21 protein-coding genes and 1 pseudogene are annotated in these 22,962 nt (G+C 37.2%); 4 read left to right on the top strand and 18 right to left on the bottom strand.

Going from position 1 to position 22,962, the window contains the following annotated elements; all coding sequences use genetic code 11:
• The coding region (locus FEZ33_RS09330) for a transposase (RefSeq protein WP_138405116.1) at window positions 1-260 on the top strand (260 nt) is incomplete at its 5' end.
• A 53-nt stretch (window positions 261-313) separates the two neighbouring features.
• Here the strand turns inward: FEZ33_RS09330 and FEZ33_RS09325 are convergent.
• From FEZ33_RS09325 to dhaK, 15 genes are all read right to left on the bottom strand, one after another.
• Entirely contained in the window at window positions 314-814 is a 501-nt protein-coding gene (locus FEZ33_RS09325) for a PTS sugar transporter subunit IIA (RefSeq protein ID WP_138405115.1), read from the bottom strand.
• Window positions 815-884: 70 nt separating this feature from the next.
• Window positions 885-1,802: an aldo/keto reductase gene (locus FEZ33_RS09320; RefSeq protein WP_138405114.1), complete on the bottom strand. Its 918-nt coding sequence runs from the start codon at window positions 1,800-1,802 to the stop codon at window positions 885-887.
• Between the two features lie 18 nt (window positions 1,803-1,820).
• Window positions 1,821-2,969 (bottom strand): N-acetylglucosamine-6-phosphate deacetylase, encoded by a 1,149-nt coding sequence (gene nagA / locus FEZ33_RS09315; protein ID WP_138405113.1) that lies wholly within the window; start codon window positions 2,967-2,969, stop codon window positions 1,821-1,823.
• Window positions 2,970-3,134: 165 nt separating this feature from the next.
• Complete coding sequence (locus tag FEZ33_RS09310; protein WP_138405112.1) at window positions 3,135-4,241, bottom strand: ABC transporter ATP-binding protein; 1,107 nt, start codon at window positions 4,239-4,241, stop codon at window positions 3,135-3,137.
• A 49-nt stretch (window positions 4,242-4,290) separates the two neighbouring features.
• Window positions 4,291-5,118 (bottom strand): hypothetical protein, encoded by an 828-nt coding sequence (locus tag FEZ33_RS09305; RefSeq protein WP_138405111.1) that lies wholly within the window; start codon window positions 5,116-5,118, stop codon window positions 4,291-4,293.
• A gap of 16 nt (window positions 5,119-5,134) precedes the next feature.
• Window positions 5,135-5,983, bottom strand: a complete 849-nt coding sequence (locus FEZ33_RS09300; RefSeq protein WP_138405110.1) for a sugar ABC transporter permease — start codon at window positions 5,981-5,983, stop codon at window positions 5,135-5,137.
• 2 nt (window positions 5,984-5,985) lie between these two features.
• Complete coding sequence (locus FEZ33_RS09295) at window positions 5,986-7,293, bottom strand: carbohydrate ABC transporter permease (RefSeq protein WP_138405109.1); 1,308 nt, start codon at window positions 7,291-7,293, stop codon at window positions 5,986-5,988.
• An 88-nt stretch (window positions 7,294-7,381) separates the two neighbouring features.
• On the bottom strand, window positions 7,382-8,629 hold the full coding sequence (locus FEZ33_RS09290) for an extracellular solute-binding protein (RefSeq protein WP_138405108.1): 1,248 nt from the start codon (window positions 8,627-8,629) through the stop codon (window positions 7,382-7,384).
• A gap of 116 nt (window positions 8,630-8,745) precedes the next feature.
• The gene (locus FEZ33_RS09285; protein ID WP_138405107.1) at window positions 8,746-10,041 is read right to left on the bottom strand and encodes an alpha-amylase family glycosyl hydrolase; all 1,296 of its coding nucleotides are present in this window, start codon (window positions 10,039-10,041) and stop codon (window positions 8,746-8,748) included.
• A 135-nt stretch (window positions 10,042-10,176) separates the two neighbouring features.
• Window positions 10,177-12,012, bottom strand: coding sequence for a type 1 glycerol-3-phosphate oxidase (glpO, locus tag FEZ33_RS09280; RefSeq protein ID WP_138405106.1), 1,836 nt, complete (start codon window positions 12,010-12,012; stop codon window positions 10,177-10,179).
• A complete protein-coding gene (gene glpK, locus FEZ33_RS09275; RefSeq protein ID WP_138405105.1) occupies window positions 12,012-13,529 on the bottom strand; it encodes a glycerol kinase GlpK in 1,518 nt (505 codons plus the stop codon). Before glpK ends, glpO begins: the two co-directional genes overlap by 1 nt.
• A 41-nt stretch (window positions 13,530-13,570) precedes the next feature.
• Window positions 13,571-14,284 carry an MIP/aquaporin family protein gene (locus FEZ33_RS09270; protein ID WP_138405104.1) on the bottom strand — a complete coding sequence of 238 codons (714 nt, stop codon included), beginning with the start codon at window positions 14,282-14,284 and terminating at the stop codon, window positions 13,571-13,573.
• A 17-nt stretch (window positions 14,285-14,301) separates the two neighbouring features.
• On the bottom strand, window positions 14,302-14,676 hold the full coding sequence (dhaM, locus tag FEZ33_RS09265; RefSeq protein ID WP_138405103.1) for a dihydroxyacetone kinase phosphoryl donor subunit DhaM: 375 nt from the start codon (window positions 14,674-14,676) through the stop codon (window positions 14,302-14,304).
• Window positions 14,676-15,257: a dihydroxyacetone kinase subunit DhaL gene (gene dhaL / locus FEZ33_RS09260; RefSeq protein ID WP_138405102.1), complete on the bottom strand. Its 582-nt coding sequence runs from the start codon at window positions 15,255-15,257 to the stop codon at window positions 14,676-14,678. The genes dhaM and dhaL overlap by 1 nt, the downstream gene beginning before the upstream one ends.
• 12 nt (window positions 15,258-15,269) lie before the next feature.
• Window positions 15,270-16,262 carry a dihydroxyacetone kinase subunit DhaK gene (gene dhaK, locus FEZ33_RS09255; protein WP_138405101.1) on the bottom strand — a complete coding sequence of 331 codons (993 nt, stop codon included), beginning with the start codon at window positions 16,260-16,262 and terminating at the stop codon, window positions 15,270-15,272.
• A 196-nt stretch (window positions 16,263-16,458) separates the two neighbouring features.
• Here dhaK and FEZ33_RS09250 point away from each other — a divergent pair, with 196 nt between their 5' ends.
• Window positions 16,459-17,217: an NADPH-dependent oxidoreductase gene (locus FEZ33_RS09250; RefSeq protein WP_138405100.1), complete on the top strand. Its 759-nt coding sequence runs from the start codon at window positions 16,459-16,461 to the stop codon at window positions 17,215-17,217.
• A 161-nt stretch (window positions 17,218-17,378) separates the two neighbouring features.
• On the opposite strand, the gene FEZ33_RS09245 is transcribed toward FEZ33_RS09250, so the two are convergent.
• Together FEZ33_RS09245 and FEZ33_RS09240 are read right to left on the bottom strand one after the other, a co-directional pair.
• On the bottom strand, window positions 17,379-17,873 hold the full coding sequence (locus FEZ33_RS09245; protein WP_235888811.1) for a GyrI-like domain-containing protein: 495 nt from the start codon (window positions 17,871-17,873) through the stop codon (window positions 17,379-17,381).
• A 215-nt stretch (window positions 17,874-18,088) separates the two neighbouring features.
• Window positions 18,089-18,289, bottom strand: a complete 201-nt coding sequence (locus FEZ33_RS09240) for a cold-shock protein (protein WP_138405099.1) — start codon at window positions 18,287-18,289, stop codon at window positions 18,089-18,091.
• Window positions 18,290-18,632: 343 nt separating this feature from the next.
• Between FEZ33_RS09240 and FEZ33_RS09235 the strand changes: the two genes are divergently transcribed.
• Window positions 18,633-20,273 (top strand): phosphoenolpyruvate carboxykinase (ATP), encoded by a 1,641-nt coding sequence (locus FEZ33_RS09235; protein ID WP_138405098.1) that lies wholly within the window; start codon window positions 18,633-18,635, stop codon window positions 20,271-20,273.
• A 578-nt stretch (window positions 20,274-20,851) separates the two neighbouring features.
• Window positions 20,852-22,642, top strand: coding sequence for a LysM peptidoglycan-binding domain-containing protein (locus FEZ33_RS09230; protein ID WP_138405097.1), 1,791 nt, complete (start codon window positions 20,852-20,854; stop codon window positions 22,640-22,642).
• Window positions 22,643-22,692: 50 nt separating this feature from the next.
• On the opposite strand, the pseudogene FEZ33_RS09225 reads toward FEZ33_RS09230, so the two are convergent.
• Window positions 22,693-22,962, bottom strand: a pseudogene (locus tag FEZ33_RS09225) (transposase); the annotation flags it as partial.

Raw genomic sequence — 22,962 nt, 5'->3', positions numbered from 1 at the left:
AGCAACTTCAGCTTCCAGCTGGGTTAAGGCGTGTCTTACGTTCTTTTAAGAAGTACCAAACGTATATTCACAACACGTTCTCGTATCCAGGTTTAACGAATGGCCCGATCGAAGGTATTAATAATAAAATTAAAGTATTGAAACGAACAGCCTACGGCTATCGAAATTACAGTCATTTTAGAGACCGTATTTTACTTATGACGCGATTATATGTCCCTCAGACAAATAAAAAAGATCAAGCAACAACTTATGCTGCTTGATCTTGATTAAAATGAGTCATCAACCCTATTTGACAAAGAGCCTTAATTATCTATTATTTTAATTTAATAGTGGCTACTAAATCACCTTTAGACACTGTTCCGCTTGCTTTAACATCGATTTTATCAATAACTTCTGCACCGTTTGTAAATACTATAATCATATCTTTATCTTTGTCGTTCTCTTCAAGCTCAGTTAGGTTAACATCGGCAATATTATCACCTTTTGATACTTGCGTATTTTCATTTACGTGAATTGTAAATGGCTTACCTTCCAGTGATACAGTATCGATTCCCATATGTAATAACATTTCTAATTCACCAACAGTGAAGCTCACGGCATGTTTTGTTGGGAAGATATTATCAACTTGACCATCAATAGGTGAATTAATTGTCCCATGTGTAGGTCTAATCGCAAAGCCTTCTCCCATCATCTTTTGAGCAAAAACCTCATCTTGAACATCTTCAATATTGACAAATTCCCCGTCACACATTGCATAGACATTAACTTCTTTTACTACTTCTTTTTTATCTTTCTTCTTAAAAAAATTAAACATAGATCTTTACCTCCTATTGTTATTCACTTTAATTATACGATTAAAGCGCTCTATTACAAAATAATATCACTTAGGGTAATTTTCTCCCGCCACTTTTATAAACGTCATACCATTCTTGCTTAGTCAAATTAATTGAAAAAGCCTCACTCATATCTTTAATACGTTTAGGTGACATCGACCCAGCAATCGTCTGCATTTTAGCTGGATGACGATTAATCCAGGCAATCACAATCGCTTCTAGTGACACGTTATAGTGTTCAGCTAAATTTTTCATCACCTTAGTCATTTCTTGATAATCAAGATGATTAATAAATAATCCTTCACTCAATGAAACTTGAAACGGCGACCACGGTTGAATCGTAATATCATTTAAGCGGCAATACTCAAGAATGCTTCCATCATGATTAACTGACAAGTCATTCGTCATATTCACATTAAATCCTGCATCAATCATGGGTGTATGAGCGGGTCCAAATTGTAATTGATTGGCAAGAAGTGGACGCTTCAAGTGTTTTTGTAATAACTTGATTTGCCCAGGGTTTTGGTTTGAAACACCAAAATATCTCACTTTACCACTCATATATAATACATCAAATGCTTCTGCCACTTCTTCTGGCTCCATTAAGGTATCGGGTCTATGAAGTAATAGCATATCTAAGTATTCTGTATCCAATCTTTCTAAGATACCGTCTGTCGCCTTCAAAATATGATCTTTTGAGAAATCAAAGTAGCCATCACGAATACCTACTTTAGATTGTAGTATAATATCTTCTCGTCTAACTTCTGAATCTTTAAGTGCTTGGGCGAACAGTATTTCCGATTGACCTTTTCCATAAATATCTGCGTGATCAAAGAGTGTAATTCCTTGTTCAAAGGCCGTATTAATGACTTCAACAGCTTTCTCTTTGGATTCATCTGCCATTCTCATACAACCTAAGCCTAATTGACTGGCTGACAGTTGTGAAGATCCTATCTTAATCTTTTCCATTACAATCCACCTTTATATTTATTGCTTATATTTTAGTTCTCCATTTAAAAATGTTGCTTTTAATTCTAGGTCTTCTCCTACAATTATAAAGTCAGCATCTAAACCTGCTTTAATTTGGCCGCATACATCATCGATATCGACTGACTTAGCTGGGGAGTAAGATGCCATTCTTAAAGCATCTGCTTGAGACACAATGCCCCATTCAAACATATTCCGTACACTTTCATTTAAGCGAAGAATCGATCCAGCTAGATTCCCACCATCTTTCAGGCGAGCTTGTCCGTCTTTTACTACGACTTCAAGTTCCCCTAACATTGATTCACCGTCACCTAAGCCTCCTGCACGCATACAATCTGTTACAAGGACCGTTTCTTTAGGTCCGCGAGCTTTAACTACGACTTGAGCTGCTCCTGGGTGAACATGATGCCCATCACTAATTAATTCTGCGAAGACATTATCTAAGCCTAGTGCTGCCCCAACCATTCCAGGATTACGATGATGAAGTCCACTCATGGCATTGTAAGTATGAACAAATATATTTGCTCCAGCGTCCACGGCTTCTTTCGCTTCTTCATAACTAGCATCACTGTGAGCTAAAGCTGTTTTTACGCCAATTGTGTTTGCGAACTTGATAAATTCTTTTACTCCATCACGTTCCGGTGCAATCGCAATCTTCTTAACTAAGTCTTTCGATAAGTCATTCCAATGTTTTAACTTTTCAATCGATGGATCACTCATATAAGCTAAGTTTTGAGCGCCTTTATACTTTTCAGTAAAGAATGGTCCTTCTAGAAAAATACCGCGTATCTTTGCGCCTGCCACATCTTCATAGTTGTCTCCGATTGTTTGGCATACGTCGTTTAACTGCTCTGTTGGCGCTGTTAACGTCGTAGGTAGCCATGATGTCACACCACACGCTAGCAGTGCTTCTGATATCTCTTTAATCCCTTTGAAATCATTATCCATCACATCATGTCCCACATACCCATGGATATGTGTATCCACAAGCCCGGGTGCAATCGTATCTTCAGAATAATCTAAGATGTCGCCATCCGTTGGTTTCTCTAATGTTATCCCATTGAACTTGCCATCTTCTATAGCTAAGTAGCCATCTTCAATGACTTCGTCGGTTAAAATTATTTTTTTAGCGTGTACATATTGTGTCATGTATTTCAACTCTTCCCTTTTCAATTTACTTATATGATTATCATACCATTTTTTCGATTGAAAATGCCTTTATTTTACATCTATTTATAATAAAACACTCGTTAAAGAATGTATCGGTGACAACTTGTAATTGTGTCAATCATTCATTCAACGAGTGTAAATCTTTTATTTTTTAATTACTTCTTCTGTGTCTACATCAAAGAAATGACCTTTATTCATATTGAAAGCGAGTTCTACCGTTTCGCCAGGTCCATGAGTATCACGTGCGTCTACACGGGCAACAAACGTTGTATCTCCTACTTTCGAGTGAAGCATTGTCTCAGACCCCATTAACTCAGACACTACAACTTCAGCGTTAACACGTGCTTCAGAGTGTAAGTCTAGTGCCACTTGCTCTGCATTAATGTCTTCTGGACGAATACCGAATACGACATCTTTTCCTTCGTAGCCTTTCTCTTCTAATAGACGACGAGCAGGTTCGTATACTTCAACATCAATTTCTTTACCATCTGTGATACGTCCATTTGAATAAGTTACATTAAAGAAGTTCATTGCAGGTGATCCCATAAAACCTGCTACGAACATGTTCACTGGACGATCATATACTTCTCTTGGTGAACCAATTTGTTGAATAATCCCACGGTCCATGATGACAATGCGTGTTGCTAAAGTCATCGCTTCCGTTTGGTCATGGGTAACGTATATCGTAGTTGTGTTTAATGTGTTATGTAGTCTAGCGATTTCAGTACGCATTTGAACACGTAATTTCGCATCTAAGTTTGATAATGGCTCATCCATCAAGAACACTTTTGCGTCACGAACAATCGCACGCCCTAGTGCCACACGTTGTCTTTGTCCACCAGACAAAGCTGCTGGTTTACGCTCTAAGAACTCTGTTAAACCTAAAGTTTCAGCTGCTGAATCGACACGCTTTTTGATTTCGTCTTTTGAGTATTTACGTAATTTTAAACCATAAGCCATATTATCAAATACAGTCATATGTGGATAAAGAGCGTAGTTTTGGAACACCATTGCGATGTTTCTATCTTTTGGCTCAACATCATTCATCACTTCTTCATCGATAACTAGCTCGCCTTTTGTAATGTCTTCAAGGCCAGCAATCATTCTAAGTGTTGTTGATTTCCCACATCCTGATGGTCCGACAAAGACGATAAACTCTTTATCATCGATTTCTAAATTAAAATCAGAAACAGAATAAGTATCATTTCCTGGGTATTGTTTATAAATATTATTTAAATTTATTTTAACCATTATAGTATAGCTCCTTTATTTTTTAGTAGTAGCAATCCATTATTATCCTTTATTTGTTTTGTACATAATGTTCATTAAAGTGTGTTTTCCAATAAACCCACATTAACATGAGAACAAACAATAATCCTTGAACCGTCAACATGGTTGTTGGATTTCCACTGACTAAACCAATCACCATAGCCATGACAGTTGGTAACCCTAAACAATTTAAGACGATCGTTAAAGCTTCAGAAAACGAATTAATATCGTACATATCATTTTTTCGCATAAAGGATAAGAAGAAACTTGATCCTAATACTAAGAATAGCAGACTCACTATTATTAGAACACTTAATTGAATATAATTTGTTAAGATAATCGATGTTCGATTACTCCAAAACCATTGTTGTGACATCAATTCTTTTAAATTCTCTACGTCTTCAACTTCATTCATCGGCTTGTCACCTGTATAAGGTTGATAAAACAGAGATGAGATGTCTTCACCAAAGATAGTCTGATCAGAAGTATAAATAATACCTCCTCGATCACTCAATAATGTTTCAGCTGCTTCGATTGAAGGTGTTAAGCCAATAATGAATTCATCATTTTCTTTAATGATCTTATCTTCAGTAATCATAAGATTTGTTCCGCTATTACCAAGAGTATTTAACTCTTGAACGACTGATTCGTCGATATAATCCATCACTTCAGGCACATAGTTTGTTAAGTCTGCGCTAGTTGTTCTACCCAACTGTAATGATAAAGGTATCATCATTAACGAAGCGAGCAGAATCATGACAACTAACTTTTGCCAGTGTATTAAATACTGTCTATGTGTAAAACTTTTTACTGCAGAGAATGCAGTTAAAAAATAATTGATTGGAAATACATGCGCCATATAAATCATTCCTTATCTAACCTTTAGTACCGCCACTCGTTAATCCAGATACAAAATTCTTTTGTAACATAAAGAATAGAATGGAGATTGGAACCGCAATTAAGATTGCACCAGCGGCAAATAGTGCGACACGTTGATTTCGTGTGTCATTAATAAAAGTTTGTAAACCAACAGCGACCGTATATGATTCTTGACTTCTTAATAAGAATCTAGCTAACATGAAATCCCCGAAAGGTCCCATGAATGCCCATAAAGCTTGAACGGCGATCATAGGTCTAACCAGTGGTGTTACAATCTCCCAGAACGTTCTAATATGTCCGGCACCGTCAATTTTTGCGGATTCATCTAAGTCATAAGGTACTGTATCAAAGTATCCTTTCATTAAGTAAGTATTCATTGGAATACCTCCACCAATATAAAGGAATGAAAGGAACCAAAATTCATTAATCGCATCTAATAAGAAAGCCATGACGAAGAAGGCTGTTAAAGCTGCGGTTGTTGGAACCATTTGGATAATTAAAAACATCATTAAACTATTTTTTCGTCCCATAAAACGGTAACGACTGTATGCGTAACCTGCTAAAGTAACAATGGTTACTTGAACAATCATTGTACTGAAGGCTACGATTAATGTGTTGACATACCATCTACCATACATCGTCTCATCGAATAATCGTCTAAAGTTATCTAACGTCCATGTTGCATTTAAATCTAATGAGAAGGACGTGATATTACCTGCCTGAAAGGCTGAACTCGCTGTTACTAAAAGCGGGTACATGATAATAATCGATAAGACAATCATAAATAAATACGTTAAGATCTGTCCGATGAGTCTTTTTGCTTTCGCTGAACCTTTCTTCTTCATAATTATTCATCCTCCATGTTAAATGCATTTGTCCGTTTAAATACAATCAACGTCACACCAATAACGATAAATGATACGATGATTGTTAAAGCAGCTGCAAGTGAATATTGAGGGGAGTTATTCGTCGTCAGCTTGAATATCCAAGAAATTAAGATATCCGTCTGTCCGGCCCCGCCACCCGCACTTCCGGGTCCACCATCATTAAATAGATAGATCATAGTGAAGTTATTAAAATTCCCAGTATATTGAGTGACGAATACTGGAGCTGCTACAGCAAAGACTGTTGGCATTGTGATGTCACGGAAACGTCTAATAGCTCCAGCGCCATCAATTTTGGCTGCTTCATATAAATCTTCAGGAATCGCTTGTAAAATACTTGTCGTCATAACGTAAATATAAGGGAAACCTAACCAACCTTGAATCATAATAATTGCAACTTTGGTCCAATAAGGATCTGTCTTCCAAGCAATTCGTCCGATATCCATGAATGGGATAAAGTTATTTAGAAACGGAATAACTTGGGTGTTAATGGCTCCAACTGAATCGTTAAACATATTCGAGAATGACATAATTGTAATGAACGCAGGCACAGCCCACGGTAATAAGAAAATAACCCCAAAAATACGTTTACCTTTAATGAACGGTTGGTTAGCAATGACTGCTGTGAACACTCCTAAAACAATTTGTAATGTAGTCGCACATAGCGTCCAAATAATTGTCCAAGAGAATACCGATGTGAATGCATCACGGAAAGTACTTAAAGTGAATATATTAAGAAAGTTTTCTAAACCTACCCAACTTAATAATTTTGCCGGTGGCATATTCATAATACTGTAGTCCATGAATGCCATAAATATCGTTACGAGAACTGGGAATATAATTGCAAAGATCATTGCTAAGTATGCCGGTACAATTAATAAATATGGAAATCCATTTTTATATACATTATTAAAAAGTTCACGGAAAGTTTTATTTACGTGAATACCAGAGTTCCAGTGTGACGCCACTTTCTTCGCATCATAAATATTGAATACGTAGAAAAATAAAAATATGACAGTAACTAATACTTGTAGTGTTCCTCGAATCATCATAAATAATGAATGATCTTCCATCGGAGTTGTTCCAAGCGTTACTAAATCATATATGGCTTGAATTCCAAAAACATTTAATTCATAAACGAATAAAATTGCTACAGCTAAAAATAAGATACCTTTGATAATTTGCTTATTATAAAGTTGCCCAAGACCTGGGATAATTGACAAGGCAGCTGCCAATTTCTCATTTTTAATTGACTTTTTTTCTACTTCCATCATAAAGCCTCCTCTAATACTTCCCAAACTAATGATTAAAAAATCTGGCTGGCGTAGGCCAACCAGACATTGTTAGTTAATTTCAGTATTAATAATTTTGTTGAATTGTTTGCGTAATTAACTCAACTGCATCGTTTGCCGATTCTTCTGCAGTTTTAGTTCCGGAAGCTGCATCAAACATTAAACTTTCAGCTCCTACCCATACCTCGGCCATTTGAGGGATATTTGGCATTGGTACTGCGTTTTCATATACTTCAATTACAGCTGCTGTTAACTCGCTGTCTGATTGAGCTGCTTGCTCACGAGCTACTTGGTTCGCAGGAATTTCGCCTAAGCGTTCGTACATAATTGTTTGTTGCTCTTCACTAGTTACCCAGTTTAAGAACTCTTGTGCTAATTCAGTTTTTTCAGTAAAGGCTGAGACTGCCCATGCTTTCCCTCCACCAAATGGTTTGTATTCTTCACCATTAGGTAATGTTGGGATTGTTGTAGTAGCATAAGGAATTCCAGAGTTATTGAAATCATTTGCCATCCAAGGTCCAGTAATTACTGCAGCAGTATTACCTTCCATGAATGATTGGTTAATGAAGTCTGTAGCACTAGTTACGTCTAACATACCTTGTGGCCAAGTGTTTTGGTACCAGTTTGTTGCGTATTCAATAGCTTCGATAGCGCCTTCATTATTTAATCCAATGTCTTCAGTATTTGTTCCATCTTCACCAAATACATATCCACCGTAACCAGCCAATAGACCATAAGTCATATAGAAGTCAACCCAGTTAGTTAAGAAGCCAACGTTACGTCCTTCTTCATCTTCAAATGCGAAACGCTCATCTTGAGAAATCGCTTCTAATTCTTCAAATGTTTCAGGGGCAGCATCTAATAATTCTGTATTGTAGAACATTACTAATGTTTCAATAACAGTTGGCGCTCCATAAATTTGACCGTCCATAGTTACTTGTTGCTGATCTGTCTCATTGTAGCCAGCATCCTCATTCAGAGTCACAGGTTGGATTAAACCTTGCATACCTAATGAACCAATACGGTCATAAGGTGCGATAACTACGTCCGCTCCTGTTCCAGCAGGTCCATCTAATGCTAAACCATCTAATACTTCGAACATATCTGTGTCCCAAACTTCAACACTTACACCATGCTCTTCTTCAAAAGCTTCGATATTTTCAATAACATAGTCATAATGACCAGCGGCAGAGATAATGAGTGTTTCCTCTTGTGCTAATACTTCCTGTGCAGGTAGTAATACACTTGCAGCGACAGATGCTCCTAGAATTGCAGTTGTAGCACCAGTAACAATTTTTTTCCAATCAAATTTCATTGATTTTCCTCCTATTTTTGCGTTTGTGTAAACGCTTTAATTACTACAATTATAATACCGCAATCGTTTGCATTAATCAAGCGTTTTCAACTAAAAAATTCACATTTATTTCATAATTAGTAATTATTCACAAGTAAAGCCAGCGGCGTATTGGCTATATCTAGCTTTCCGTCTGTAATTGTTACTTTTTCATCTGATATTAAATTCGTATATTCGCCATCTGCGACTGGGAAATCGATGGATCCTTCTGAGTCTTTTAAGTTAAATACTCCATAGAAAGTTTGTTGAGCATTTTTATAATTTAAAGTCACTGTATTTGTCTCATTATCTGCTTCAAGTGAATATAAACCATCTAAGGGAACAAATTCTTTCTGAATTTGGGCTAACTTAGCTAAAAACTCGCTAATGTCATGTCCGCTATCCCAAGCAATTGGATCACGGTCAAATAAACTTGGTGTCATCTCGGCTAATACTTCTTGTCCGTTATAAATCAGTGACGATCCTTTTTGCATAAAGGTGAAGGCTGTCCACTGCATTAATTCACTGTCTTTTGGGATACGATGTCTAATTCGTAAGTGGTCATGGTTTTCTAAGTTTCTCATCTTCACATAATTCCAAGGATACGTGTAATCTTGTACTTTAAGACGTTCGATATACGCTTCGATATCAATCTTGCCTTCTATATATAGTTCAAAATGATCATGAACATCATAGTCATAAGTCATATCAAAGGCTTGATAAATTTCACTGTCACTTAGTGCAATCATATCTTTTGATCTTAATTCTCGAATAAAACCAGGATGGACTGATTCGGATAACCAAATCACTTCTGAATTTATTTCCTCTACGGCTTCACGTGCTTGTAACCAAAACTCAATCGGCACTAAAGGTGCAACATCACATCTAAAGCCATCTACACCACGTTTAACCCATTGTTCTAGTGTTTCAATTTGGTAATTCCATAGGTCAGGATGCTTATAGTCTAAATCGACAATATCACTCCAATCACCGACTCGGTTTCCAAAATGACCTTCGGCTGTTTTATAAAACCAATCAGGGTGTTCATTAGCAAGGATAGAATCAGGCGACGTATGATTATAGACAATATCTATCATAACTTTCATTCCACGATTGTGGATTTCTTCAATTAATTCTTCAAAGTCCTCCATAGTACCGTAATTTGGGTCGACACTGCGGTAATCTTTAATCGCATATGGTGAGCCATCTTCCCCTTTGCGGCTCTCCTCACCTATAGGATACATCGGGAGAAACCAGACGATATCTGTGCCTAAATCTTTGATTCGATCTAACTCAGAAACGACTGCTTTGAATGTACCTTCTTCAGTGAAATTTCTAACAAAGATACTGTAAATTACAGACTTTCTTAAGTTAATACTTGTTTGTTTTGCCATTCAATCTTCCTTTCTTCATTTAGTAAAACGTTTGCATAAAATATACAAAAACAATCCCCTTTTGTAAAGTGAAATGTTAATTAAAATATAATTAACTTGAGTTATAATCTTTACAAAGGGGATGTATGAGTTTGACTATTTTAAATCTTCGAGTGCATGTTCTCTCATTGATTCTTCTAATTCTTTGGCTTGTCTTTCACTTTCTTCTGAACTTAATTCTAACTCTTCAGTAATGATTGCTTGGACTGGGTCAACTAAGGGATGCATCTCATCCGTTCTAAAGAGCATGTAGTTTGTCCGTCTTAAGAAGAAGTCTTCACTTGTTAGGTTAGCTTCTTCATGAATTGCATAGAGTAAACTCATCGCATCTTTAACTGGCAATGATAATTTATCTGCATATTCTTTGGCTTGATCTAAATATTCTAATACACGTTTCGCATTCGATCCGTATAAATTCGCTAAGTAATCAGCCTCTTCTGAATTCAGACCAGCTTCTTCATATAATTTAGCAAAGTCTGCGATTGATTTATCCACGCGCATTTTATCAAAATGTCCACCAGACACTTGATACGCTTTGGAATCAATTAAAGTAAATTCTCTATCGGTCTTTTTGTTTAAAGTATCGATAATGACTTTCATCGCGCCTTCGGCCATTTTACGGTAGTCAGTAATCTTACCGCCAGCAAGTGTCAGAAGTCCAGACTCACTAACAGATAAATCACTTCCACGAGAAATTGCGGATGGGTCGTTTCCAGACTCTGCATTATTACGATTCGCGTCACGAATTCCCTTCTCAACTTCGGCTCTTGGTACTCTTCCTTCATTATATTCAGTAAATAATAAAGCTAATTCGTCAAAACTTTCATCTGATAAAGCTCCATTATGCCCACCATTATAATCCAATCCACTGTTTCCTGAAATGAGTGGTCTTAGACCTGCCCAACTCGCTTCAATATCATCAATTGTAATCTTCGCATCTGGAAAACGTCGATTCACAATCTCAAGTAAATACTCAACGTCATGTAAGCTGACTTGAGGGTGTTTTAAATCACCATCATAATCTGTATCGGTTGTTCCAAAATACGTTTTAGTTTCTCTTGGTAGTACGAATACCATTCGTTTGTCACCTTCGCCACTATCAAAGTATACGGGTGAATTAACAGGTAGCTTCTTAGCATCGACCACCAAATGAATCCCTTTAGTTGGGCGCATTTGAGGTGTTGTGTCAACTTCCGTATCAAGTGCTCGAATTGTATCACTCCATGGTCCGGTTGCATTAATAACTAACTGACTTTTCACTTTAAATGATTCTTGACTCAACATATCTTTAACAACGACAGACTGAATTCTTTGTTGATTATTATATTCAAAGCCTGTCACTTTTGCCCGACTTAAGACCGCTGCACCATCTTCATGGGCTTGCTTAATGTTTTCAATAACTAAGCGTGCATCATTATTACGATAGTCTAAGTAAAATCCACCGCCAATTAAATTTTCTTTAGCCAAGTTTGGTTGTCTTTCGATAACCTCTTCTCTTGTTAAGAGTTTATTCGCAAAGTCCGTCTCTTCGACACCAGCTAAACGGTCATATAAATCCATCGCCACTTCTAACTCTAATTGAGAAAAAGATGCGCCTGGTTCGTCATATAATGGTAGTAACATTGGATCTGGTTTCGGTATGTGCGGTGCAATGCCTTGAACAACTGCACGTTCCTGAACTGTTTCAGATACAACTTCTACATCAAATTGCTTCAAGTAACGTAAGCCACCATGTACTAATTTCGTTGAACGGCTACTTGTTCCTTCAGAAAAATCTTGCATTTCGAGCAAGGCCGTCTTCATTCCACTCGCCGCTGCTTGTACCGCCAGTCCAGCCCCAGTAATACCGCCACCAATGATTACTAAATCAAATGTATCTGCTTGTAACTGTTCAATTACTTCAGATCTTGAGCGATATGATAGAACTGCCACTACTCATCTCCTCCTTGAGATTTCTTAGCATAATATATTGTTGCGTCTACTGCATTTTCCCATCCTTCATATAAAGCTTCACGATTGTCTTCTGCCATATCGGGTTCGAATGTTTCCCCGACTTCAATTAATTGTTTCAATTCTTCTTGGTCTTTCCAATAACCTACAGCTAAACCAGCTAAGTAAGCTGAACCTAGAGCAGTCGTTTCTAATAATTTTGCACGTACAACTTTTACGTTCGCAATATCAGATTGGAATTGCATTAAGTATTGGTTCATTGCTGCCCCACCATCAACACGTAATTCCTCAATCTCTAAACCAGTATCTTTCTTCATTGTTTCTAATACGTCACGTGATTGATAAGCAATTGACTGTAATGTTGCTTTAACTAAATCTTCTTTAGTAGTACCGCGCGTTAAGCCATAAACTGAACCACGAGCTGCTGAGTTCCAATGCGGCGCACCTAAACCAGTAAATGCCGGCACTAGATATACTTCATCTTCACTTTTTGATTTATATGCCATCTCTTCAGTTTCTGGTGATTCTTTGAATAACTCAAGACCATCACGTAACCATTGAATCGCTGCTCCAGTAACGAAGATCGATCCTTCTAATGCATAGTGCACTTTACCATCAATGGCGTAACCAATTGTAGTAATTAAGTTGTTCTCAGAAGCTTTAGCTTCTTCACCCGTATTCATAATCATAAATGAACCTGTTCCGTAAGTATTTTTAACCATACCTGGTTCAAAAGCCATTTGTCCAAATAAGGCTGCTTGTTGGTCCCCTGCCATCCCTGCGATTGGCACTTCTTTTCCATAGAAATGATATGTCTTAGTGTATCCATAAACTTCAGAGTTTGATTTAACTTCTGGAAGCATTGAGGTTGGAATATTTAATAACTCTAGGATTTCCTCATCCCATTTTAGATCATGAATATTAAATAACATCGTACGAGCTGCGTTTGAATAGTCCGTGACGTGAACGTCTCCACCAGTTAATTTATAAACTAACCATGAATCAATTGTTCCGAATAATAATTCGCCGTTTTCAGCGCGTTCTTGTGCGCCATCAACTTTATCAAGAATCCAACGAACTTTAGTTGCTGAGAAGTACGCATCGATAACTACTCCAGTTTTGCCTTGAATCATATCTGTGTGTCCATCTTTAATTAATTGATTAGCGATTGAAGCCGTTTGACGAGATTGCCACACAATGGCATTGTAGATTGGTTTTCCAGTTTCTTTATCCCAGATGACAGTCGTTTCACGTTGATTTGTGATACCAATGGCTTCAATGTCTTCTGGTTGTAATTCACTTTCAATAATTGCTTTTGAAATTACCGCTTGAACATTGTTCCAAATCTTATTCGCATCATGCTCTACCCAACCACTTTGTGGGTAAATTTGTTCGAATTCTTCCTGGCCACTTCCAACGATTTCACCTTTTTTATTAACAATAATTGCACGTGAACTTGTTGTCCCCTGGTCGATTGACATAATATATTTTTCAGCCATTCATATTCTCTCCTTTTTTAATCTCAATGCGTCTCAAAAAATTAAATACCTGCTAAAACTAGATTATAAATTAAACCTCCAACGATACCACCAACGATTGGTCCTAAAACTGGAATCCAAGCATAGCCCCAGTCAGCATTTCCTTTGTTTTTCATTGGTAAGAATTGATAGACGATACGTGGCCCTAAGTCACGAGCTGGGTTAATCGCATAACCGGTTGTTCCACCAAGTGAAAGTCCGATGGAAGCTACAATTGCACCAACGACGAATGGTCCAAAACCTGATGATAAGTTATTTGGACCCATTGCCATTACACCAATCACTAAGACTGCAGTACCAACAACTTCACCGATGAAGTTTGACGTTGTATCCCGAACAGCGGGTGCTGTTGAGAATGCGGCTAATTTAGTTTCTGGATCTGGTGTCATATCCCAATGTGGTAAATATTGTAACCAAACAACGACTTGCGCTAACATTGCCCCAATCATTTGAGCAATAATATACATAAATGCTGTACCCCAAGATACTTGTCCTAGGACTGCGAAAGCAATCGAAACTGCTGGGTTTAAGTGAGCTGGACTATAGAAACCAGACACAAGTACCCCTAAAGTTACCGCAAGACCCCAACCAAGTGTAATCATAATCCAACCTGTGTTTTCGCCCTTAGTTCCTTTTAACACATTACCTGCAACAACACCATTACCTAATAATACCAATATAAACGTCCCTAATAATTCTCCTACAAAATCCATCATTGCCTACCTCCATTTTATTATTTGTTTATTTTTAACTCATCAAGCTGTGCTTCAATTACTTCTATGTCTGCCTCTGCTTGTAATAGTGCACCGGCTGTATATGCTCCTTCAACTACTGGAACTTCATATACTTTCACTTCTTTATCTGACATTTCAACTGCCATTTCTAAATTCATCTTTGCACTTCCAAGATCAAAAAACGCGAGCAGTTTATCTTTTGGATTCTTTTCAATCATCTCTGAAGCGGCGTCAAACGTTGTTCCAATCTCGCCATCTTCGTCTCCGCCAGCATGGGTAATACTGACATCTTTCGCTACTTCATCTAATAAATTATGAATTCCTTGAGCTATATCTTTCGAATGTGACATAATGACAATTCCATATTCCGACATTATTCTATGCCTCCTGCTTCTATAAATGCTTCAAATAATAATCCTGAGGAGTATGCACCAGGATCAATATGTCCAATTGAACGCTCGCCAACGTAGGAAGCTCTTCCTTTCGTTGCTTTCATATCTTTTGTATTCTCAACGGCATCTTGGATCACTTTAGAAGTTAAAGTTCCTTCTTTGAGTGCTTTCACAACGGGTGACCATGTATCAATCATTGTCTTTTCGCCTTCAGTGGATTTACCACGTTTTTTTATTGACTCCAATCCATCATTCATTGACTCTGCCAAATCTGCTTCATTTTGCACACCTTTAGCTAGAGCTAAAATTGCAGAACCATATAAAGGTCCCGCAGACCCTCCGACTTTACTCAAGAGATTTTTTGCTACCACTTTTAAAGCGTCTGCTGCTGTTTCTGGTTGATCGGTTTCCAAGCCTTCCATAACAGCTTTCATTCCACGGGACATATTATTCCCATGGTCTGCATCTCCAATAGGTGTGTCTAGTTCTGTTAATTTAACTTTTTCTGCTTGAACTTTTTCATTGAAAAGTTCCATCCATTTTAATACTACTTCTAATTCCATAAACCATCTCTCCTATTTCCAAGCAATTGTTTTCGCTGGTGCATTTAATGCTTCTAACCATTTCTCGTCTTTGAACTTAATCAATGTTAATGAAAGTCCCTGCATCTCTAGAGACGTCATGTTGTCGCCGACTTTTTTGAAGCGAACATCAATATTTTTATCTTCAAGTAATGCACGAACATCATTCATGAATACATATTGCTCCATTAATGGCGTTCCACCCATTCCGTTAACAAAGACACCAATCGTCTCATTCTCTTTAATTTCGAATGATTCTAATAATTTAGTGACTAATTCTTCAGCTAAGTCTTTTGAAGGTTTTAACTTTTCAGAACGATATCCTGGCTCACCATGAATACCAACACCATATTCAATTTCATCGTCTGCTAAATTGAAGCTTGGCTTACCACCTTCAGGTGTTGTTGCTCCTGTTAAAGCTAGACCAATTGTATGAATATTTGGTACAAGTGCATCCGCGATTTCTTTGATTTCTGCTAATGATTTTCCTTGATCAGCAAAATATCCAACCACTTTATGTACTAAGACCGTTCCCGCTACCCCACGTTTACCTTGTGTATATAGCGAGTCTTCTACACCGATGTCATCGTCAACAATAATTGTTTCAACGTCGATATCTTCCATCTCTGCTAACTCTTGTGCCATTTCGAAGTTCATAACGTCTCCTGAGTAATTTTTGATTACTAAGAAAACTCCTGCGCCTTCATCTGCTGCTTTAATTGCTTCTAGAATTTGATCTGGTGCTGGGGAAGTGAATACTGGACCACTCACTGCTGCTGATAACATACCTTCACCAACAAAACCTGCATGCGATGGCTCATGACCTGCGCCACCACCTGATACAACCGCCACTCGATTCTTTTTCTCAGAAGTCCGAGTGATAACATCAAACCCAGATAATCTTTCTACAATGTCATTGTGCGCATATGCTAAACCATCTAACATTTCATCAACAATTTGACTCGGATCATTCATAATTTTCTTCATGAAACGGCACTCTCCTTATTCTTTTGATGCCTTAATCTTACTAGATGAAAACGCTTATATCAATTATTTCAACCATTCTCACTTATTAAACTTATTTATGTGAACCTTAAGGCAGACTTCTAAGCTTCGCAAACGTCTTATGAAAATATTTATGCTACAATTATCCCAATATTTAGAAGAAAGAGGTCATTAGTAAATGCAAAATTATACAACGAAGCATCAATTAGAACACAGAACAATCCGCTTCTTTAAAAATAAGCCAGTTGATTCCGACTTAAGAAATAAGCTATTCACGATTATGAACCGGACAGCGACAAGTTCTGGAATGCAAACATATTCTGTGATTCGCGTCACGGACCAAGCGAAAAAGGACCAAATCGCTGAAGTCTGTAAACAAGCTTATGTAGCTGAAGCACCTGAATTATTAATCTTTGTGGTGGATACTTTCCGTATGAAGCAAATTGCTCAGGAGAAAGGCTATAATGGTGAGAGTTACCGAACGATGGATATCTTTTTCCAAGGAGTTGCGGATGCATACTTAGCTGCACAAAATTTGACGACCGCAATTGAATCATACGATCTCGGCGCAGTTTACTTAGGAAGTATTCTAAATGACCCGCAAGAAATTATCGATATCTTAGAGCTACCTGAATTAACGTTTCCCATGGTTGGCATGTTGTTTGGTTATCCTGATGATAATCCTCAATTAAAACCGAGAATGGACCTTAAATATAAAGTAGGAGAAAATTCATATCCTTATGTGGCTGATATAATTACTCAACTGAAAGATTATGATGATGAGATGTCGTATTATCATGATACTCGTGATAAAAATTGTCGGTCTGATACACATACAGATCATGTAGTTCGTAAATTAAGCAAACCGAATCCATTGCGTCAAAAATTGCTGCAAGATGTAGAGAAGCAGTGCTTTGATTTAATGGTTGATGAATAATTGGTACAAAAATAGCCCCAGTCTTACTAATTGATTGAAAGACTGGGACTATTTTTGTGTGAATTTGATGGTTCTATTTTTTTAAACTGCAAACCAAGTTTCGCTATAAACATTATCTTGGGAACGATCAAATTGTGTAAACGTAATTTCAGGCGCTTCGACTAACTCAAATTTCGATGATGGTAACCATTCAGAATATATCTCCGCCCATGTATCTTGCAATGTTTTAGGAAAGATCCTTTATTTGGAAATATTACCCACGTATGTTTTTCGACATTTACTTGTTCTAAATCCCCAAAGGTATTGTCCTCTGTAGTTAAAAAGTCAATCATATGAGTGCGTTCCCCTTTTTCATCAAATCCTTTGCCATCAAACTTATATGATGCGTTGACGACTTGATTTGGATACAATCCTGTTAGTTGGTGAATTTCTGCTTTTTGTTGTTTTGTAATGAACTTAGCTAAATTGGCAATATGGTTATTTTCACCTTCAAATTGAATGGGTACTGTCGCCTTAACACCAACGATATTAAACGCTTCTTTATGATCGTTTTTAAATTCTATTGTTTCACCTCCTCGAATATCTATATAGAATGTGAGTTTAAAATACGACTTCTTGAATGTTATTCTTAATGACTTCGGAAGGAAGATAATCACTCCACTCCCGAAAGGCTCTAGAAAAACCCTCCACGGATTGATAACCAAATCTTAATACAACATCTGTAACATTGTATTCTTCCTCACCTCTATATAATAACGAGTATCTTTGGATTCCACTTGATATTTCTAATACACAGAGTGTTGCATCTAGGAAATTATTACAAAATAAAAAAGCAGCCTATTGCTAGGCTGCCCTGAATTTTTAATGTGAATTATAGTTTAACGATGTTAGTCGCTTGCTCTCCACGTTGTCCTTCTTCGATATCAAAAGAAACTTGTTGTCCTTCTTCTAAAGTTTTGAACCCATCACCTTGGATAGCTGAGAAATGTGCAAAAACATCTCCACCATTTTCGCGTTCGATAAATCCGAAACCTTTGTCTGCGTTAAACCATTTAACTGTACCTGTATTCATAAAAAATTTCCTCCATGTGTGCTCTATGCACGTTGTATTTGCAATATATCGTTTTAAAATTGTTGGATTTAATCTAAAATGAATAAAAAGCCAATTAATTTGTTAACTAATAATACTACAATTAATACTATAACATTGGATCTAGAAAATGTAAAGCTTTTTAACAAAATAGTTTTAACTTTTTATAATTCTGTTTATAAGCTGTGTTTCTGACTGAAATAAGTGAAAACGCTTAACAAAAGACTTGAACAGGGATATAATATATTTATATAGGAATGTTCTAATGCTTACGTTTCTTTATGTCAGCAATATTATTTAAATAAAATTTGAAAGGTTGGTAATTATGGGAACTATTAGGAATCACTCGACTGAAACTATTCGCAAAAGTAAACCGCACTTCTCTTCTTTAAAGACAACTGTTGAAACTGCCTTTTATTCAAATAATACACGAGAAATTACTTCTGTCAAAGAAGCGTATGAATTGGCTAAAAATGCACCGCAAACAATTGTATTAGATGCTAACGTTAAACATGCTGAGGAATTAGAATTGCCGCAAGACGCAAATATTTTACTTGTAAATGATGGTGCAACAGTAGGTAGAACTGCACAGGCCCGACGAATCGTCGGATTAGATTCAAAGGAAGATAAAGAACTCTTCCCTATTGTTCGTGAGGCGATTTACGATGCGAGCTTTATACCCTTTATCAAATCAACCGGTATCGTTGGTTTAGATGAAGACTTTATGGTGCGCGCTCACATTACAATGCCTGAAAAAGAAAGTAATAATATGTATTCTTGGTTAATGAACTTCCAGATCTTAAATGATACGTATGCAAATCGTTACCAAAACTCTAAGGAATATGACGAGAATGATATTTATATTTTCTTTGATCCTGATTGGACCCATCCTGATTATCCTCTGGGCTTATCATATATTGATGCAGATCAAAATGCTGCCTGTATCTTAGGTATGAACTACTTTGGTGAAATTAAAAAAGGAACGTTAACGCTAGCTTGGGCATCTGCTCATCGTAATAAATACGTGGCTTGTCATGGTGGTTTAAAGAAATTTAAGTCAAAAGACAACGAAAATCATGTTGCTTCTTTCTTTGGACTGTCTGGTTCAGGAAAATCTACTTTAACTCATGCCAAACACGACGACAAATACGAAATCGAAGTCCTTCATGACGATTCATTTATTATTAGTACTGAAGACGGTTCATCTGTCGCTTTAGAGCCATCATACTTTGATAAGACAAGTGACTACCCTGCTGGACATGTGGAACAAGATTATTTTGTCACTGTTCAAAACGTTGGAGTTACATTAAATGAAAATAATGAACGCGTGCTTGTCACTGAAGATATTCGAAATGGGAATGGCCGTACTGTTAAGTCTAGATATTCGACACCTAACCGGGTTGATAAGATTGAAGATCCAATTAATGCTATCTACTGGATTATGAAAGATGACGCATTACCACCTTTAGTTAAAATAACAGATCCACTACTTGCATCAACCTTTGGTTGTACTTTAGCTACAAAACGAACAAGTGCTGAGAATACAACAGATAGTTTAGACCAATTAGTTATTGAACCTTACGCAAATCCATTCCGGGCATATCCATTAGTAGAAGATTTTGACAAATTTAAGTCATTATTCGAAGACGGCGTAGATGCCTACATCATTAACACAGGTGAATTCCTTGGTGAAAAAGTAACTCCTGAAGATTCCCTCGGTGTTATTGAAGCAATTGTTGAAGGCAAAGGTGAATTTGAAAACTTTGGACCAATCAAAAGTTTCGAGTACCTTCCATTAGATAAGTTCCCTGTTCCATTCGATGATCCTGAATATACAAAATTATTAAAAGCCAGAATGCAAGTTCGATTAGACTACATTCAAAATTACAACAAAGAAAATCCTGAAGATAGCTTACCTGAAGAAATTACTCAAGCGCTAAAAGAGTTAGTTGATTCATTAAGCTAGGTTTGGATTTGGTTATTCCCCCATTGCCTGTGAATGGCAATGGGGTTTTTTGGTTAATGGGACAGGTCATGTGATGACTGGGGGAATTAGACGGTTAACGGGACAGGTCATTCTGTGACAGGGGAAATTAGACGGTTAACGGGACAGGTCATTCTGTGACAGGGGAAATTAGACGGTTAACAGGACTGGTCATGGAGTGACACGGGAAATTAGACGGTTAACGGGACTGGTCATCTAGTGACAAGGGAAATTAGACGGTTAACGGGACTGGTCATGGAGTGACATGGGAGATTAGACGGTTAACAGGACTGGTCATGGAGTGACACGGGAAATTAGACAGCTACCGGGACGCGTCATTCTGTGACAGGGGAAATTGGAATCCCGCCCCCTCTTTCCCCATTCAAATTCATCTAAAATCCTATGATCGGTTAATATTTATGAATTATTTAAGAAGTTTAAGAAAAATGTAAGAGTTTTCAAGGTTATCCATTGACATTATCCTGTATTATAGTTAACATGAATGTAACGGTTGCGTAATATTTATGTAACAATACAATTTAAGAAAAGGAGCAATAGAAATGGAATTACAAAGAAAAATTTTAACATCGTCAATGAGTGCATTGGCGGTAGTAGCAGTATTAGGCGTTGCCCCACTGAATGTTCAGGCTCAACAAACAACTCATACAGTTGAAGCTGGGGAGTATTTATATAATATTGCACCTCAATACGATGTGACAGTAGATGAATTGATTGAATGGAATAATTTATCATCAAATGATTTACAAATCGGAGATCAATTAATTGTTCAATCTCCTAATGAGGAAACTCCAGAAGAAGAAACTTCTTCTGAAATCACTGACGAAACGACTAATGAAGAGATTGATACTACGGTAGACGAAACACAAACCGTTCAACCTACTTCGGAAAATGGTCATTATTATGTAGTTAAACCAGGAGATTACTTATATAAAATTGCAAATCGCTTTGGAATCACAACTGAAGATTTAATAGAAGCTAATAACCTTGTAAGTAATAACCTTCAAATCGGTGATGTCTTATTCATACCTTCTGATTCTGCTGAAGAAGATGACGACGATAGTAACGAAGAAACGCCGTCTGAGACTTACTACACAGTTCAAGCAGGAGATTACTTATACAAAATCGCACAACAATTCGGAACGACTGTCGAAGCGATTAAAGATGCGAACGATTTAACTAACAATAACCTACAAATTGGGGACGTATTACTTATCCCGGACGGTTCTGAGGAAGATGACGAAGAAGAAACGCCGTCTGAAACTTATTACACAGTTCAAGCAGGAGATTACCTTTACAAAATCGCGCAACAATTCGGAACGACTGTCGAAGCGATTAAAGATGCGAACGATTTAACTAACAACAACCTACAAATTGGGGACGTATTACTTATCCCCGACGGTTCTGAAGATGACGACGATGAAGAAACGCCGTCTGAAACTTACTACACTGTTCAAGCAGGAGATTACCTTTACAAAATCGCGCAACAATTCGGAACGACTGTCGAAGCGATTAAAGATGCGAACGAATTAATTAACAACAACCTACAAATTGGCGATGTATTACTTATCCCTGACGGTTCTGAAGAAAATGACGACGAAGAAGAAACGCCGTCTGAAACTTACTACACTGTTCAAGCAGGAGATTACCTTTACAAAATCGCGCAACAATTTGGAACGACTGTCGAAGCGATTAAAGATGCGAACGATTTAACTAACAACAACCTACAAATTGGCGATGTATTACTTATCCCTGACGGTTCTGAAGAAAATGACGACGAAGAAGAAACGCCGTCTGAAACTTACTACACTGTTCAAGCGGGAGATTATTTATACAAAATCGCGCAACAATTTGGAACGACTGTCGAAGCGATTAAAGATGCGAACGATTTAACTAACAACAACCTACAAATTGGCGATGTATTACTTATCCCTGACGGTTCTGAAGAAGATGATGATGACGACGAAGAAACACCATCTGAAACTTACTACACAGTTCAAGCAGGAGATTACTTATACAAAATCGCACAACATTTTGGGACAACTATAGAAGCGATTAAAGATGCGAACAGTCTAACAAACAACAACCTACAAATCGGGGACGTATTACTCATCCCAGATGGTTCTGATGAAGATCCAGAAACGCCTGAATTTGTTGCACCCAAACCTGGTGACCTTGCTTATATGCCTGGCATGACTTTAGTGAAAAAATATTTTCCAACAGTTAACAGTGCAGTAACTTATGCTGAAGAGAATTTTGATTATAATGAACACATAAATTATTTTGTGAATTACTTTAAAGGAAGTTTTGTTCTATACTTCCAACCTAAATAGTTTATAGCAATGAAATACGGCTCTTTGTCAAATAGGGTTGATGACTCATTTTAATCAAGATCAAGCAGCATAAGTTGTTGCTTAATCTTTTTTATTTGTCTGAGGGACATATAATCGCGTCATAAGTAAAATACGGTCTCTAAAATGACTGTAATTTCGATAGCCGTAGGCTGTTCGTTTCAATACTTTAATTTTATTATTAATACCTTCGATCGGGCCATTCGTTAAACCTGGATACGAGAACGTGTTGTGAATATACGTTTGGTACTTCTTAAAAGAACGTAAGACACGCCTTAACCCAGCTGGAAGCTGAAGTTGCT

This window comes from Ruoffia tabacinasalis (genome assembly GCF_005864045.1).
GTDB lineage: Bacteria > Bacillota > Bacilli > Lactobacillales > Aerococcaceae > Ruoffia > Ruoffia tabacinasalis.
Note: the sequence above shows the minus strand (reverse complement) of the source record. Positions and strands in the feature narration are given on the sequence as shown.

Bases quoted from the DNA above. Each gene is read 5' to 3' on its own strand.
- FEZ33_RS09305 (WP_138405111.1), bottom strand. From the start codon at position 5,118: ATGGCGCATGTATTTCCAATCAATTATTTTTTAACTGCATTCTCTGCA.
- dhaL (WP_138405102.1), bottom strand. From the start codon at position 15,257: ATGGAATTAGAAGTAGTATTAAAATGGATGGAACTTTTCAATGAAAAA.
- glpK (WP_138405105.1), bottom strand. From the start codon at position 13,529: ATGGCTGAAAAATATATTATGTCAATCGACCAGGGGACAACAAGTTCA.
- FEZ33_RS09320 (WP_138405114.1), bottom strand. From the start codon at position 1,802: ATGGAAAAGATTAAGATAGGATCTTCACAACTGTCAGCCAGTCAATTA.
- FEZ33_RS09285 (WP_138405107.1), bottom strand. From the start codon at position 10,041: ATGGCAAAACAAACAAGTATTAACTTAAGAAAGTCTGTAATTTACAGT.
- FEZ33_RS09250 (WP_138405100.1), top strand. From the start codon at position 16,459: ATGCAAAATTATACAACGAAGCATCAATTAGAACACAGAACAATCCGC.
- FEZ33_RS09310 (WP_138405112.1), bottom strand. From the start codon at position 4,241: ATGGTTAAAATAAATTTAAATAATATTTATAAACAATACCCAGGAAAT.
- FEZ33_RS09270 (WP_138405104.1), bottom strand. From the start codon at position 14,284: ATGATGGATTTTGTAGGAGAATTATTAGGGACGTTTATATTGGTATTA.
- FEZ33_RS09300 (WP_138405110.1), bottom strand. From the start codon at position 5,983: ATGAAGAAGAAAGGTTCAGCGAAAGCAAAAAGACTCATCGGACAGATC.
- dhaK (WP_138405101.1), bottom strand. From the start codon at position 16,262: ATGAAGAAAATTATGAATGATCCGAGTCAAATTGTTGATGAAATGTTA.
- dhaM (WP_138405103.1), bottom strand. From the start codon at position 14,676: ATGTCGGAATATGGAATTGTCATTATGTCACATTCGAAAGATATAGCT.
- FEZ33_RS09235 (WP_138405098.1), top strand. From the start codon at position 18,633: ATGGGAACTATTAGGAATCACTCGACTGAAACTATTCGCAAAAGTAAA.
- FEZ33_RS09290 (WP_138405108.1), bottom strand. From the start codon at position 8,629: ATGAAATTTGATTGGAAAAAAATTGTTACTGGTGCTACAACTGCAATT.
- FEZ33_RS09295 (WP_138405109.1), bottom strand. From the start codon at position 7,293: ATGGAAGTAGAAAAAAAGTCAATTAAAAATGAGAAATTGGCAGCTGCC.
- FEZ33_RS09325 (WP_138405115.1), bottom strand. From the start codon at position 814: ATGTTTAATTTTTTTAAGAAGAAAGATAAAAAAGAAGTAGTAAAAGAA.
- nagA (WP_138405113.1), bottom strand. From the start codon at position 2,969: ATGACACAATATGTACACGCTAAAAAAATAATTTTAACCGACGAAGTC.
- FEZ33_RS09230 (WP_138405097.1), top strand. From the start codon at position 20,852: ATGGAATTACAAAGAAAAATTTTAACATCGTCAATGAGTGCATTGGCG.
- FEZ33_RS09240 (WP_138405099.1), bottom strand. From the start codon at position 18,289: ATGAATACAGGTACAGTTAAATGGTTTAACGCAGACAAAGGTTTCGGA.